We start from the raw sequence: 14,620 nt of genomic DNA on the forward strand, positions 1-14,620 counted from the left end.
GGCGGCATCGTGTGCTGCTACTGGAGGCGCGAGACTACAAGCGGCTTCCTGCATACCCGTAGAAACGCACAAGCCCCGGCATCGCTGCCAGGGCTTGGTGGTGTAGGCTGCATAACCGCAGCCGATGTCGCGAAAGACCTCAGAACTCGTGCCAGCTGGTGTCCCCACCGGAGGCGGCTGCCAGGGTGGGGCGTGCCACGGTTTTCGTCTTGCTCGCCGGTGCGGCGGTGGCGGTAGCGCGCTTGGTCACAGGCGTTTTGAGCGGCTTGCGCGCCGTCGGGGCGGGGCGCGCCGGTGCCATCGTCACCGCAGCGGTGGGCCGCAGCTTGAAGATCGCTACGGCATCGGACAGCTGGCCGGCCTGTTCTTCCATCGAACGTGCGGCGGCGGTGGCTTCTTCCACCAGCGCGGCATTCTGCTGGGTGGCTTCGTCCATCTGCGTCACAGTGAGGTTGACCTGCTCGATGCCGCTGGATTGTTCCTGCGACGCCGCCGAGATCTCGCCCATGATGTCGGTGACGCGCTGCACGCTGGCCACGATGTCGGCCATGGTCTTGCCGGCCTGGTCCACCAGCAGCGAGCCTTCGGCGACCTTGCCGACCGAGTCGTCGATCAAGTGCTTGATCTCTTTTGCGGCACCGGCAGAGCGCTGCGCCAATGTGCGCACTTCGGAAGCAACCACGGCGAAACCGCGGCCCTGTTCTCCGGCACGCGCCGCTTCCACTGCCGCGTTCAAGGCCAGGATATTGGTCTGGAAGGCGATGCCGTCGATGACGCTGATGATCTCGGCGATCTTCTTCGACGACACCTCGATGCCGGACATGGTGGTCACCACCTGCGCGACCACATCGCCGCCTTGCGAGGCCACCGTCGCTGCGCCGATGGCGAGCTGGATTGGCCTGACGCGCATGCTCGGCGTTCTGCTTGACGGTGGAGGTGAGCTCCTCCATCGAGGCGGCGGTTTCTTCCAGGTTGGCCGCTTGTTGCTCGGTCCGCTGCGAGAGGTCGTTATTACCGGCGGCAATCTCGCTGGCCGCGGCATTGATCGACACGGTGGCATGCTGAATCCGCCCGACGATGCCCGACAACTGCTCGGTGGTGGCATTGGCATCGTCGCGCATCTGCGCAAACACCCCATTGAACTCGCCGTGCATCTGCGCCGTCAGGTCGCCGGCTGCAATCGCCTGCAATACCCCCGACAACGCGCGCAGATTGGTATCGGAGGTGGCCATCAAGGTGTTGAGGCTCGCCACCATCGCGTGGAAGTCGTACTGGAAGCGCTGCGCATCGCCGCGCACGCTGAAGTCGCCATTGGCGGCGGCCTGCGCCAGCATCTTGATCTCGCTGTTCATCGAAGAGAGATTGCGCTTGACGGTGTCCATGGTCTCGGTGAGCACGGCCTTTTCGCCGGGCAGCCGTTGCATGTCCTGGCTCAGGTCACCGATGGCATAACGCGACATGATCTGCGTCAGCTGCATCTTCACCGCGATATGCGAGCCGACCAGCGCGTTGGTATCGCGCACCATGGTGCCGTAGTCGCCAGGAAATGCGTCTGCGTCCATGCGGTAGCTGATCTGGCCGGCGTCGTGGCGCTGCGCCATGTCCGATTGCGCGGCCAGCACTGCCTGCAGCTGGCGCTGCATGCCTTGCATGCTGTGCAGCAACTGACCGGCCTCGTCGCGGCTATCGACCTGGATCGTGTTGTCCAGTTTGCCCTGCGCAATGGCGCCGGCCACGCGGGTGGCGCGACCGAGCGGGCCAGCGATGCTGCGTGCGATGAACCAGCCAGCGAAGGCGGCCAGCAACACCACCAGCGTCATCGCCGCGATCATCACCTGCACCGAGCGTTGGTAGGTGGCTTCGGCTTTTGCGATTTCGCTGGTCATTTGCGCGCTGTTGAACTTGGTCAGCTCAACGAGTTTGGCAAACAGTTCGCGTCGCGCCGGACGTGATTGCTCGTCGGATACGGTATTGGCGGTGGCCAGATCATCGGCGCGTATCGCGGCGCTGAGCGCAGCGTTGGCCTTGTAGTAATCAGCCAGTTTCAGCTTGACCGCGTCGTATAGCTCGGCCTCTTTGCCGGGCGTGGTGGTCTTGGCGTAAGCGCTTTGTGCGACATCGATGTCGGCGCGCGCCTTGTCCATACGCTCGAAATAATTCTGCACTGCCTTCGGGTCGTCGGCATGTGCCAGCTGGGCCAATTCGTAGGTGCGGAATTCGCCGAGCAGGGCGCGCATTTCGCTCAACTGCTGCACCGCCGGCGCCCAGACATTACCGATGTCGCGCAATAGCTGCGCGCTGGATTGCATACGCACCAATGCGAACGCGCCCAGGCTTACGGTGATCAGTGCGGTAAACGAAAACGCCACGGCCAACTTGCGCGCGACGGCAAGATTGCGAAACCAGTTCATAGCGGTCATCTCATGTTGCAGAGAGCGACTGGCCGCACGGGCGGCCGGCAAGATGCGGGCGCGCGAGATGATGGCTGAGTCGAACGATCCGGACGAAGGGCCAGATTTTCCGTCGGTCGTGTCGGGCCGGACGGGTATTGCTGATGCCGGCAGCCCCCATACTGCCGGCGATCTCTCCAACCCCGATCGCTCATCGATCGCGTTAAGAGCGTTGCGCCGCGGCATCCGTGCCGCGGGATGTTGCCTTACGCTGCCTGCGGCACCTTCAACGAGCGCACCAGTCCGCCGATATCCACGATCAGCGACACACGGCCATCGCCCAGGATGGTGGCGCCAGAGACGCCCGGAATGCGGCGGTAGTTGTTTTCGATGTTCTTGACGACAACCTGCTGCTGGCCGAGCAGTTCGTCCACTTCCAGCGCGATCTTCTGGCCGTCGCCTTCGACCACCACCACCAGCGGTTCCTTCGAGGACTGTTGCCCGCCGAATCCGTAGTAATTGGTGAGCGAGAGAATCGGCAGATACTCGCCACGCACCCGCAGCACCCGGCCTTCGCCTGCCATCGAGCGGACGTCTTCGGCGGCCGGCTGCAGCGCTTCGAGCACGTAGGACAGCGGCAGGATCAGCGTTTCGCCGGCCACCGAGACGGTCATGCCGTCCAGAATGGCAAGGGTCAGCGGCAGACGGATCAGCACGCGGGTACCGCTGCCGGCGCTGCTTTCCAGCTGGACTTCGCCACCCAAGCCCTGGATGTTGCGGCGGACCACGTCCATGCCCACGCCACGACCGGAGAGATCGGTGACCGCATCGGCGGTGGAGAAGCCCGGTGCGAAGATGAGGTCCCACACCTGCGAATCGGTCGGGTTGTCCGGCACGGCAATGCCGCGTTCGGCTGCTTTTTCCAGGATCTTGGCGCGATTGAGGCCGCGGCCGTCGTCGCTGACTTCGATCACGATGTGGCCACCCTGATGCGAGGCCGCCAAGGTGATCGTGCCGGTTTCGTCCTTGCCGGAGGCGCGGCGCGCATCGGGCATTTCCAGACCATGGTCGATCGAGTTGCGCACCAGATGCACGAGCGGGTCGGCGATCTTTTCGATCAAGCCCTTATCTAGTTCGGTGCTTTCGCCAATGGTGCGTAGACGCACCTGCTTGCCGAGACGGCTGGACAGGTCGCGCACCAGGCGCGGGAAGCGGCGGAACACCGCATCGACGGGCAGCATGCGCACGCCGATGACCGCTTCCTGCAGATCGCGGGTATTGCGCTCGAGCAGATCCAGACCGGCGAACAGCTGTTCGGCATGCGCCGGATCCAGCCCGGCGGAGACCTGCTTGAGCATGGCCTGCGTAATCACCAACTCGCCGACCAGGTTGATCAATGCATCGACCTTGTCGACGCTGACGCGGATGGAGCTTTCGGCTTCTGCAGCAGCGGCCTTGGCCGGCGCCGCAGCAGCGGCAGGCTCAGCGGCTGCTGCAGCGGCCGGTGCAACGGCCGCCACTGGCGCTGCGGCGTCTACCGCCAGGCTCGGCGGCGGGCCGGGTACCGCCATCGGGCGGATGTCCAGCTCGCAATCGTCCACCACCCAGGCGAAGGTGTCTTCGATCTTGCTGCGCGGAATCTTGCCGATCAGGCCCAGATCCCACGCCAGATAGGCTTCCAGCGGGTCGATGCTTTCAAAGCCCGGCATGCGCTCCAGACGCGCGGCAATCTGCAGCGGGCCAAGATGCTCCAGCTCGCGGATGATGCGCAGCGGGTCGTTGCCGCTCATGAACAGCGACGGCGCCGGGGTGAAACCGATATGCCAGGCTTCGGGTTCTTCTTCCTTCGGCTTGGCGACCACCACCGCAACCGGCGCTTCGCCGGCCAGCACCGCGTTCAAGCGCGTATGCACGGCCTTGACCGCGGCCGGGTCGGCGGGAGTGCCGTGTTCGGCTTCGCGCAGCAGGGCGCGCAGCACATCGACCGAGCCGAGCATGGCGTCGACCGCATTGGGTTCGAGCTGGCGCTTGTTGGAGCGCAACTCGTCCAGCAGCGTCTCCAGCACGTGGGTCAGGCCGGCGACGGCCTCGAACCCGAAAGTGGCTGCGCCACCCTTGATGGAGTGCGCAGCGCGGAACACCGAGTTGATGATTTCCGGGTCGCGGTTGCCCTCTTCAAGGGACAACAGCCCGGCCTCCATCGCGTCGAGCCCTTCGCGGCTTTCCTCGAAAAAGGTGGCGTGGAAACGTTGCAGGTCCATGCTCATGGGCGTGAGATCCGATGGTGAAGCGAGTAAGGATTAACCGAGAACTTTCTGCACGGTGGCGATCAGCTGTTCTGGATTGAACGGCTTGACCAGCCAACCGGTGGCGCCGGCGGCCTTGCCTTCGGACTTCTTGTCGGCCGCCGATTCGGTGGTGAGCATCAGCATCGGAGTGAACTTGTAGTCCGGCAGCTGGCGCAGCTCGCGAATCAGCGAGATGCCGTCCATGTTGGGCATGTTCACGTCGGTCACCACCGCATTGAAGCGCTGGCCCTTCGCGCGGCCCAGCGCAACAGCGCCGTCTTCGGCTTCTTCGACGGCAAAGCCGGCGGAGGTGAGGGCGAAAGAGACCATCTGGCGCATTGACGCCGAATCGTCCACCACCAAGATACGTGCGCTCATGCGGCGTTCTCCACAGATTTCAGGTTGTCATTGGATGCGGAAAGTCCCAGTGCGTCGGTGACGCCGAGCAGACGTGCCGCATCTCTAAAGGTGTCGTTGCAGCCATCGAATTCGGTGTGCAGACCGGCCTGGCGGCGGGTTTGCACAAAGGCGCAGAGCAACTGCACGCTGGCGGTGTGGATACGGCGGACTTCACCGGCATCAAGCACCAGGTCGCCGCCCTGGGTGAGGAATTCGGCAAGCTTCTGCTTGAGGTCGGCGCTGGTCTCGATGCCGAGATCCTCACCCAATATCACTGTGCTCATTGTTGCTCCGAACGGCTGGTTCTATGCGTACTAACGGCGGAAGGCGGAAAAGCTTTAACGGTGAATCGGCGACACGCCAGATTGCGCAAGCCCTGCGTTAATGCAGCAGGTGCGTGGCATCGAGCAGGATCATCGGTTGATGGCCCAGGCGGGCGACACCGCGGAACAGGTTGTTGGAAATACGGCACAGGCGTGCGTTGTCCGGCGGCTCGATCTGGTGATCGGTGAGGCTGGTGACGTCTTCCACGGCCGACACGCGCAGGCCCATGGTTTCGCCGTTTTCTTCCAGCACCACCACGCGGGTGTGCAGGTCCATATCTACCGGCGACGAGCCCAGATGGATGCCCAGGTCGATCACCGGCACCACCTGGCCACGCAGATTCATGATGCCGAGCATGGCGCTGGCGGTGCCGCGTAGCGGCAACAGCGGCACCGGCAAGACCACCTCCTGCACCTTGAGCAATTCCAGCGCATACGTTTGTTCGCCGCAGCGCAGGCGTAGCCACCGGGTGCTGCGTTCGCTGGCGCGGCGCTCGGCATGGATCTTGTCGGCCTGACCAGGCGCAAGCAGTGCCTGCAGGCCTTGCGGATACACCGGTGCCGGTGCGGCGCGTTGCGGTGCTGCACGCGGTGCGGGTGCGGGTGCCGGCACGGCGACCGGTGTGGCTTCCAGCCCGAACGCCGGGTCGGAATCCATTTCTGCCAGCAGATCGGCAGTCAGCAGGTCCACCGCAGAGGAGGCGGTGCCAAAGGCCGGGTCGGCGTCCATTTCGGCCATCAGATCGGCCGTGCTCATGAACGGGCTGGGCGCGGCCGTGGCGAATGCCGGGTCGGCATCCATCTCGGCCAGGAAATCGGCAGCGATATCGGCAGCACTCGGTGCGGCGACCACGGGCGGCCCGAATGCCGGGTCGGCATCCATCTCGGCCAGGAAGTCGGCAGCGATGTCGGCAGCGCTCGGTGCGGCTATCACGGGCGGCCCGAATGCCGGGTCGGCGTCCATCTCGGCCAGGAAATCGGCGGCGATATCGGCAGCACTCGGTGCGGCGACCACGGGCGGTCCGAATGCCGGGTCGGCATCCATTTCGGCCAGGAAATCGGCGGCGATATCGGCAGCACTCGGTGCGGCAATCACGGGCGCACCCAGTGCCGGGTCCGAACGCAGGTCGGCCAGCAGATCGGCGGCGATGACTTCCGGCGTTGCGGCAACGGCAACCGGCGCTTCGGCGACAGCGACGTCGGTCTCTTCGATCGTGGCAAGCGCGGCAGCGGGCGCAGCGGCGAGGATTACAGTGGCAGGTGTGCTCGCGACGGCGGCGGGAATCTCTACGCCGGCATCGTGCAGCAAGCCTTCCAGATAATCGTCCAGCTCACCGTTGGCGGTGTGGTTGCTCATGCGGCTTGCTCCATACGCATCACGTCATCGGCCAGCACCCATTCCAGCGCGCGGCGATAGGCGGACAGGCCGCGGCCCTGATAATCGGCGCCGGTGGCGGGGACGGTCAGTGCGGCGGCATTGCAAATACGGGTGTCCATCGGAACGGCGTCTTCCCACACCACCGGTCCGTAGGTGGTCTGCATTTCTTTGAGCGTTTCGTTGCCGGCACGGGTGCGGCGGTCGAACAAGGTCGGCAGGATCGACACCGGCAGCTCGCGGCGACGCGAGCGCTGCACCATGTCGGCGGTGCGCACCATGCTGGCCAGGCCATGCAGTGCGAGCGGCTCGGCCTGGGTCGGCACCACCACGCGGTCGCAAGCGGCCAGCGCGTTGATCATCAGCAGGCCGAGCGTAGGCGGGCAGTCGAGCAGGATGTAATCGTGTTGCCCGGCGTGGCGGGTCATGGCGTTCTGCAATGCCAGGCCCAGGCCGGGTTGATTGGCGCTACGGCGCTCCAGCGTGGCCAGTGCGGCTTGCGCGCACACATACGACAGGCCGGGGATGCTGCTTTCGTGCGCCAGGCTGGCCAGATCGCTCGGCGGGGTGCCGAACAGATCCAGTACCCCGCGCGGCGGCGGGTCGACCGCCACGCCGAACGCGCGGGTGAGCGAGGAGTGCGGGTCGAGGTCGATCAACAACACCCGATGACCGAGCGCGGCCAAGCCGCGACCCAGCGCCAGCGTCGTGGTGGTCTTGCCTACGCCGCCCTTTTGGTTGGCGATTGCCCAGATACGCATCTCACTGCACTCCTTCAATTACGGCGGGGACGGAACTTGTGCCGCTTTCGGTGGTGACGGCCGTTTGGCCGCCGTCTGACTTGGGAAGCTTTGGCGCCCCGGCGGCGGTCGCGTGCAACTGCGATGGCGGATCGGGTGCGAGTGAGCCAGCTGAGTCAGCGAGGATGATCAACACCACACGCCGGTTCGCATTCCGTCCCGCCTCGGTTGTGTTATCGGCACGTGCGCGGAATTCTCCATAGCCCACCATCGCCAATCGTTGCGGGGCGATGCCATCGTCGGCAAACAGGTGCACCACGCTGGCCGCACGCGCCGCCGACAGCTCCCAATTGGAGGGGAACTGCAGGGTGGCGATGGGCTGGTTGTCGGTATAGCCCTCCACGCGCACGCCGTTGGGCGCATCGCGCAGCACCGACGCCAACGTGGACAGCGTTCCGCGGGCGCCGCCGGCCAGGGTGGCCGAGCCGGTACCGAACAGGATGTCGCTGTTGATCTCCACTTCGATCCACAGATCGTTGCGGCGGATGGTGATGAGTTTCTTGTCGATCAGCGGCGACAGCGTCTTGCTCAGCTGTTCGGCAACCGCATCCATCTGCCGCTGCGCACGCGCCAGCTGGGTCTGATTGCGCAGCGACACCGGCATGCGCATCTGCGCGGCCATCGACGGCAGCAGGGTGGGGTCGGTGGGGCCGTTGGACGCGGCCATCGGCGCGCCGGCCTTGATCACCGACGGGCGGTCGTAATCGGCGCCCAGGCTCTGGGTCTTGCCCAGTTGCACCGGGCTGGCGTTGGTGGACGAGCCGCCGAACGCGCTGGTCAGCGCCTGCGCCATGACCTTGTATTTGCCCTCGTTGAGCGAGGAGATGGCATACATCACCACAAAAAATGCGAGCAGCAAGGTCATCAGGTCGGCGTACGGAATCGCCCACGCTTCGTGGTTGCCATGTTCTTCGTGGTGTTTGCGACGACGGGCCATAGCAGCTCTAATGCAAGTAGCCTGCCAATTTCGACTCGATGTTGCGCGGGTTCTCGCCCTGAGCGATCGCAATCAGCCCTTCGATCGCCATTTCGCGCTCGTTGGTGCTGCAATGGATCACGCTCTTGAGCTTGGCCGCCACCGGCAGAAACAGCAGATTGGCCGAGGCAATGCCATAAATGGTGGCGGTAAACGCCGCAGCGATGCCGTGGCCGAGCATGGCCGGGTCGGCCAGATTCTTCATCACCGCCATCAGGCCGAGTACCGCGCCGATGATGCCCAGCGTGGGCGCATAGATGCCCATGCCTTCGAACACCTTGGCCGCGGCAAGATCCTGACGCTCCTGGTTATCGACTTCGATTTCCAGCATATGCCGCATGGATTCCGGCTCCACGCCGTCGACCAGCATCTGCAGGCCCTTGCGCAGGAAAGCATCGCTCTGGCGCGGCAGCTGATCTTCCAGGCCCAGCAGGCCCTGACGACGCGCGATGTTGCTCCATTCCACGATACGCGCCAGCAGCTGCGGGCGATCGCTGGACGGCGGCTGGATCACCCAGCGCAGGATCTTGAATGCGCGCCGGAAAACCGCCGGGGAGGTATGCAGCAGGATCGCCGCCACGGTGCCCACGATCACGATGAGGAAGGCAGCCGGCGACCACAGCGACGAAATGCCGGCGCCTTTCAACACGCTGCCGCCCACGATCGCAACGATCGCCAGCACCAGTCCGATAATGCTCAGTCTGTCCATGGAAGCGGTATCGGCCCAGTCGCGGCGGACTTGATAGATGTGGCCGGTTGGCGCGCCAGAAACTTGTCGTTCTGAGGTATGGGTCTTCGAATTGCCGACTGCGCTGAGAGCGGTAGCGCGGCCGGGGACCGGTTCCTCGGTCGTAAAAGGTCTCGATGAACTCAGTGGCGCCTCAGGTCAGCCCTTGCGTTACCGAGGCGGACATGGAAGACACGACCGACGCGACACTCAAGCCCCTCTCCTGCGGGAGAGGGGTTGGGGTGAGGGTACGTCCAGGCGCGGACTGTCGATTGTAGGCTTCGGTGAGAGCGCCAGCGCGGCCGGGAATCGGCTCTTCGGCGCGGCAGACATCCTGTCTGACTCGCCGTCGCGGCACATCCCTGCCATGGCGATGGCAGCCAGGCGGCTTCTGTTGGGCCATGTCCTGGAATGTGTCAACACTCACGTCGATCCTGTCTCTGGCTGAGCCCGGTTGCAAGTAACGGGGAGAGTGCAGGCGCTTCGGTAAACCGCTTGCGCCTGGTTTCGGGCGAGGGCGTGTTGCGGGCCGCGATGAAGCTGCTGCGGCAAGCAGACTGTGCCGTACCGTGCTGCATGCAAGCGTGGCGAGCCCGACCGCGCATCGTGGCGCTTGTATTGCTGCGGCCTGCTGCGCGGCAGAATGCGCTGGCGCATGGGCTGTGATACTTAGCTTCCCGTTGCATTAGAACGATCTAATCGCGTCCGCGCAGAAGGGGAGAGAAGAAGAGGGAAACCGGGTCGCCGCAACGGCGCCGGATATTTTTGCGTCACTCGGGCGGTGTTCTTGTCCGATCGTTGGATCGATACAAAGCCGCCGAAGCCGATCACTATTGGGAGAACATGATCGAAATGAACTGCATGCCATTTGCACGCAACCGCAGCACGCTGTCCGCCGGTATCGCCATCGCCTTGTTCGCGAGCGCCGCCTCCGCCACCGTCTCCGCCCAGCAGGCCGACGGCACGCCGGCGCCCGCGGGCCAGGCCGAGGTGCAGGCCACGGAGCTGGACGCTGTGACGGTGACCGGCTACCGCTACGCGATCGAAAAAAGCCTGGAGCAGAAGCGCAACGCCAACGCCGTGGTCGATGTGATCACCGCCGAGGACGTGGGCAAATTCCCCGACAAGAACGTGGCCGATGCGCTGCAGCGCGTGCCCGGTGTGGTCATCAGCCGCGACGGCGGCGAAGGCAAGAACGTCAGCGTGCGCGGTCTGTCCTCGGAGCTGGTGCTGACCGAATTGAACGGCAACTACATCGCCACCGCCGAGTCCAACGGCGACCCGACGCGCTCGTTCAACTACACGCTGCTGCCGTCAAACCTGCTGGGCAGCGCGGAGTTGTACAAGACCCCGGAAGCGCGCATCGACGAAGGCGGCATCGGCGGCACGGTGATCCTGCAGACGCGGCGCCCGCTGGAACTGGAAGCACATTCCGGCTTCGTTTCCGCCGAGGGCACCTGGTCCGATACCAGCAAGAAGACCGACGGCCAGTTCTCCGGTTCGTACTCGTGGCACGACAAGGACAACCGCTTTGGTGTCTTCGTTGGCTACACGCAGCAGAAGCGCACCGCACGCACGCTCAATGCCAGTACCGAGAGCTGGCAGTGGTACGGCCGCGACGAAGTCGGCCCGGCGGTGGACGTGAACGGAAATCCGTCGGACTTCAACGCCAACTGGTGGGGCGGTACCGGTTTCTGGGACCAGAACGGCAATTACTCCACCGGTTTCATGATGCCGACGGCGGTCAGCCTGGATGCCAAACGCGAGGAGCGCGAGCGCAAGGGTGGGCAGCTGACCTTGCAGTTCAAGCCAACCGACGACCTGACCCTGACCGCGAACTATTTCCGCTTCGATCTGTCGCAGAACTCGCAGACCAATACCATCAAGATCCCCGAGTGGAACATTGCCCGCTTTAACGGCGACGGCAACTGGCGCGGCGGGCGTCTGCTCGACGGGCTGCAGTTCGATCCCAGCGGCACGATTGTCACTGGCGCCGCCTACAGCCTGCGTCCGGGCAAGACCTATTACTGCAGCGAGGCGCAGGCCGCCGCAGCCGGCCTGCCTCCGGGCGGCTGGGGCTCGGATGACTGCACGGTGCCGACGCCGCAGATCACCGGCAGCTACAACATCGAGAAGTCGCAGTCGCAGACGGTGGACCTGGGCGGCGAATGGCGTGGCGAGCAGGTGGACGTGTCGTTCAAGGCTGGCCGCACCTGGGCCAAGGGCGGGCCGGAGCTGCAGTTTTCCTTGCCGATCAAGCCGCGCCTGCAGAACGCCGACGGCAGCTGGACCAACGGCAACTTCGCCAGCGCCTGGGACCTGACTGGCACACCGAGCATGACGTTCTCGCCGGAGCTGATGCAAAACCTGCGCAACGGCATCCTGCAGGTCGACCTGGGCTCGACCGGCTCGTCCTGGACCCGCAATACCAATCAGCAGCAGTACGCGCAGATCGATACCACCTGGCATTTCGACGGCGAGGTCTTCGACTCGCTGCAGTTCGGCCTCAAGCGTCGCGACGGCGGCATCCACCGCAGTACCGGCAACAACTACTGGGTATGCCCTGGCACCGATCCGGGCGACTACGACAACCGCTACTGGAACGGGCGCTGCAATGCCATCGCTACGCAGTTCTCGCCGGGCCTGCTGTTCGCGCAGGACAACCTGGCCGGTGGCGTCAACGCCAGCGCATTCCCGGCGATCAACTTCCCTGGCTACATCGGCTACTTGAACCAAACCTACGGCGCGATGCAGACCCGCAGCGAAGACAACTTCGTCTACAACGTCGACGAGGAGATCTATTCCACCTACCTGCAGCTCAACTTCCACACCGAGCGGCTGCGTGGCAACGTCGGCGTGCGGGTAGCGCGCACCGGCCAGCGTGCCGATTCCACCGACAAGGTGACCGCCTACAACGACTATTTCTTCGACGGCGTCGACGGCAATCCGCTGGCCTGCCAGCAGGGCGCTGCCATGCCCAGCGGCGCCCCGGCCGACACCTATTGCGGGACCGAAGGCTACTGGCGTTTGTCCGACAGCGTGCAGCGCACCGAGTCGTTCGTGGTCAGCGGGCTGGATCGCAACTACACCGACGTGCTGCCGAGTTTCAACCTGGCCTACGACCTGACCGAAAACCTGCTGCTGCGCGCGGCAGCCGCGAAGGTGATTGCGCGTCCCAGCTACAACGACATCGCCGCGCCTGGCAGCCTGGAGTTCTACAGCCCCGAGTACGTGGCCGACCGGCGCCTGACCGGCGGTGCCAGCGAGCAGGGCTGGTACGGCTCGGGCAGCAACAAGAACCTGGAGCCGTACAAGGCCAACCAGTTCGACTTGGGGCTGGAATGGTATTTCCACCCGGGTTCGGTGGCGGGTGTGGGGCTGTTCCGCAAGAACGTGGAGAACTTTGCGGTCGACGTGATCAGCGACGTGAACATGATGATCGACGGGCAACCGGTCACCGTGCAGAACTACAGTACCCAGGCCGGCGGCCAGGACGCGGTCTCGCAAGGTGTGGAGCTCTACGCGCAGCACACGCTGCCGTTCGGCCTCGGCGTACAGGTCAACTACACCTACAACGATGCCAGCAAGGCAGCGGTGCGGCTGGAAGACGGCACCGAGGCCGGCAAGACCTCCATGCCGGGCAGCGCCAGGAACCAGACCAACCTCACCGTGTTCTACGAAGCCGACAGCCTGCTGCTGCGCGCCTCGTACAACCGTCGTGGCGAGCTAGTGCAAGGCCTGGTCAACGGGTTGAACGTCTTTGAGGAGCCGTACTATCAGATCGATGTAAATGCGGCATACAACATCACTCCGGCGCTCAGCCTCACCGCCTCGGTGTTGAACCTGACCAAGCAGGAGTCGCGCTCGCACCTGGGCGAGGACACCCGAGCCCGCTTCTATAGCGGCGGATACGCAGGCCGGCTGGCGTACTTGGGGCTGACCTACAAGTTCTAGGTCCCAGCGTGTCGCGCCCATGCCTGCCACGCGGCGGACCGTATGGGCGCGATGGTTCGGCGACGGCCGGGCTGTAGTGTCGCCGTGCACGACGACACTGTCGTGTTTGCGTGGTCGTTTATCACAGAATCTCATCGAATGGCGTCTTTCCTGCTGCGCAGGCCTGTAATGACTCAGCGGCTTCTGCACAGGGAATGCTGCTAAAGCATATGCGTCAGCTGGTCTCTTCATGCCCAGCGCCTGATGCGGGCGTCGGTGGTTGTAGAGCTGGATCTAGTCGCCGAGCACGCGGACCGCGTGGTGCTGACGTTCGATTCAGTGGCGCGGGACGCATTGCTCTTTCAACGTGCGGATGACGAAGAAGTGCACCTGGAACCGTTATTTGAAGAAGTGCACCTGGAACCGTTATTTGGAAGGCGCGCCGGAAACCGCCGGCGGGTGTGCAGCAGGATCGCCGCCACCGTCCCGACGATCACGAAGGCAGCCGGCGACCACAGCGACGAAATGCCGGCACCCTTCAAGACGCTGCCGCCCACGATCGCAACGATCGCCAGCACCAGTCCGATTACGCTAAGCCTGTTCATGCAAGCGGTATCGGCCCGGGCGCGGCGGACTCGATAGAACCGAGAGGTCGAGAGCGCCAGAAAGTTGTCGTTCTGAGATCGCGGCCTTTGCCTTGCCGACTTCACTGGGTGTGTAAGGCCGTAGGCCCAGTCATCAATTGAGCGAAATGACTGAGACGATCCAGTGGATCGCGCCGAGGACGTTTCAGGCTGTCTTGGCGTATCGATTCGCAATGGCGCAGTACTGCTTGAGTTTGGCAAAGAAGTTTTCGATCAGGTGCCCGCGCAGGCCGCGCTGCTCCAGCGTGCGCGTGAGATTACGCATGGGACTGGCGAGCGTGACTGTCAGTCTCGCTCATTCGCGCATGCACCGATGCTTGAAGCACAGTTGTTGATCAAGGAGCTGGGAGCGCAGGAAGCTCGCGTTTTGGTACTGGAAGCCAGTTTGGGATTGAAGCCGCCCTTGTCCGATTCAAATGACCCTGACAAGAATTAGACCGATCAAACAGGATCAAACCCTATTGAACTGGCTTAAGGTGACGTAGACTGTGTTCAGTTGCCGCCACTTTGGCGGCGCATTTCTGGTTGGGTGCAGGCATGGACGATCGCTGGCTGTCTGTCGATGAAATAGCCGACTACCTCGGCGTAGCCAAAGACACCATCTACACCTGGGTGACCTCTAAAGGCATGCCAGGGCACAAGGTTGGGCGCTTCTGGAAGTTCAAGAAGGAAGACGTGGACGCCTGGGTGCGCGAGGGCGGTGCCGCTGCCAGCAGTGATGACTTTGACGACAAGCAGCCCCGCAATGCCTAACCAGCGCTCCGC

Annotated in this window: 10 protein-coding genes and 2 pseudogenes; 3 read left to right on the plus strand and 9 right to left on the minus strand. The window is 64.0% G+C overall.

All coding sequences use genetic code 11. From position 1 onward, the window contains the following. Positions 1 to 139: 139 nt before the first annotated feature. The 8 genes and pseudogenes from ABQU90_RS16700 to ABQU90_RS16735 all read right to left on the minus strand — a co-directional run bounded on the left by ABQU90_RS16700 (position 140) and on the right by ABQU90_RS16735 (position 9,260). Positions 140 to 2,411: pseudogene (locus ABQU90_RS16700) on the minus strand (methyl-accepting chemotaxis protein). Between the two features lie 245 nt (positions 2,412 to 2,656). Further along, complete coding sequence (locus ABQU90_RS16705) at positions 2,657 to 4,657, minus strand: chemotaxis protein CheA (RefSeq protein ID WP_115512900.1); 2,001 nt, start codon at positions 4,655 to 4,657, stop codon at positions 2,657 to 2,659. 33 nt (positions 4,658 to 4,690) lie between these two features. Continuing rightward, entirely contained in the window at positions 4,691 to 5,056 is a 366-nt protein-coding gene (locus tag ABQU90_RS16710; protein ID WP_002806565.1) for a response regulator, read from the minus strand. Then, positions 5,053 to 5,361: an STAS domain-containing protein gene (locus ABQU90_RS16715; RefSeq protein ID WP_323523014.1), complete on the minus strand. Its 309-nt coding sequence runs from the start codon at positions 5,359 to 5,361 to the stop codon at positions 5,053 to 5,055. The genes ABQU90_RS16710 and ABQU90_RS16715 overlap by 4 nt, the downstream gene beginning before the upstream one ends. Positions 5,362 to 5,458: 97 nt before the next feature. Then, positions 5,459 to 6,757 carry a chemotaxis protein CheW gene (locus tag ABQU90_RS16720; protein ID WP_323523013.1) on the minus strand — a complete coding sequence of 433 codons (1,299 nt, stop codon included), beginning with the start codon at positions 6,755 to 6,757 and terminating at the stop codon, positions 5,459 to 5,461. Then, positions 6,754 to 7,536, minus strand: a complete 783-nt coding sequence (locus tag ABQU90_RS16725; protein WP_115527716.1) for a ParA family protein — start codon at positions 7,534 to 7,536, stop codon at positions 6,754 to 6,756. Before ABQU90_RS16725 ends, ABQU90_RS16720 begins: the two co-directional genes overlap by 4 nt. 1 nt (position 7,537) lies before the next feature. Further along, complete coding sequence (gene motD, locus ABQU90_RS16730; RefSeq protein WP_055846606.1) at positions 7,538 to 8,512, minus strand: flagellar motor protein MotD; 975 nt, start codon at positions 8,510 to 8,512, stop codon at positions 7,538 to 7,540. Positions 8,513 to 8,519: 7 nt separating this feature from the next. Then, on the minus strand, positions 8,520 to 9,260 hold the full coding sequence (locus ABQU90_RS16735) for a flagellar motor protein (protein ID WP_115512904.1): 741 nt from the start codon (positions 9,258 to 9,260) through the stop codon (positions 8,520 to 8,522). An 816-nt stretch (positions 9,261 to 10,076) separates the two neighbouring features. Between ABQU90_RS16735 and ABQU90_RS16740 the strand changes: the two genes are divergently transcribed. Next, positions 10,077 to 13,232 carry a TonB-dependent receptor gene (locus ABQU90_RS16740; protein WP_323523012.1) on the plus strand — a complete coding sequence of 1,052 codons (3,156 nt, stop codon included), beginning with the start codon at positions 10,077 to 10,079 and terminating at the stop codon, positions 13,230 to 13,232. A gap of 406 nt (positions 13,233 to 13,638) precedes the next feature. On the opposite strand, the pseudogene motC reads toward ABQU90_RS16740, so the two are convergent. Then, positions 13,639 to 13,816: pseudogene (gene motC, locus ABQU90_RS16745) on the minus strand (flagellar motor protein); the annotation flags it as partial. A gap of 163 nt (positions 13,817 to 13,979) precedes the next feature. Between motC and ABQU90_RS16750 the strand changes: the two are divergent. Further along, the gene (locus tag ABQU90_RS16750; protein ID WP_323523083.1) at positions 13,980 to 14,291 is read left to right on the plus strand and encodes a hypothetical protein; all 312 of its coding nucleotides are present in this window, start codon (positions 13,980 to 13,982) and stop codon (positions 14,289 to 14,291) included. Positions 14,292 to 14,392: 101 nt separating this feature from the next. Next, positions 14,393 to 14,608 carry a methylation-associated defense system helix-turn-helix domain-containing protein MAD1 gene (mads1, locus tag ABQU90_RS16755; RefSeq protein ID WP_323523011.1) on the plus strand — a complete coding sequence of 72 codons (216 nt, stop codon included), beginning with the start codon at positions 14,393 to 14,395 and terminating at the stop codon, positions 14,606 to 14,608. Positions 14,609 to 14,620: the final 12 nt, after the last annotated feature.

Source organism: Xanthomonas sp. WHRI 10207 (genome assembly GCF_040202975.1).
GTDB lineage: Bacteria > Pseudomonadota > Gammaproteobacteria > Xanthomonadales > Xanthomonadaceae > Xanthomonas.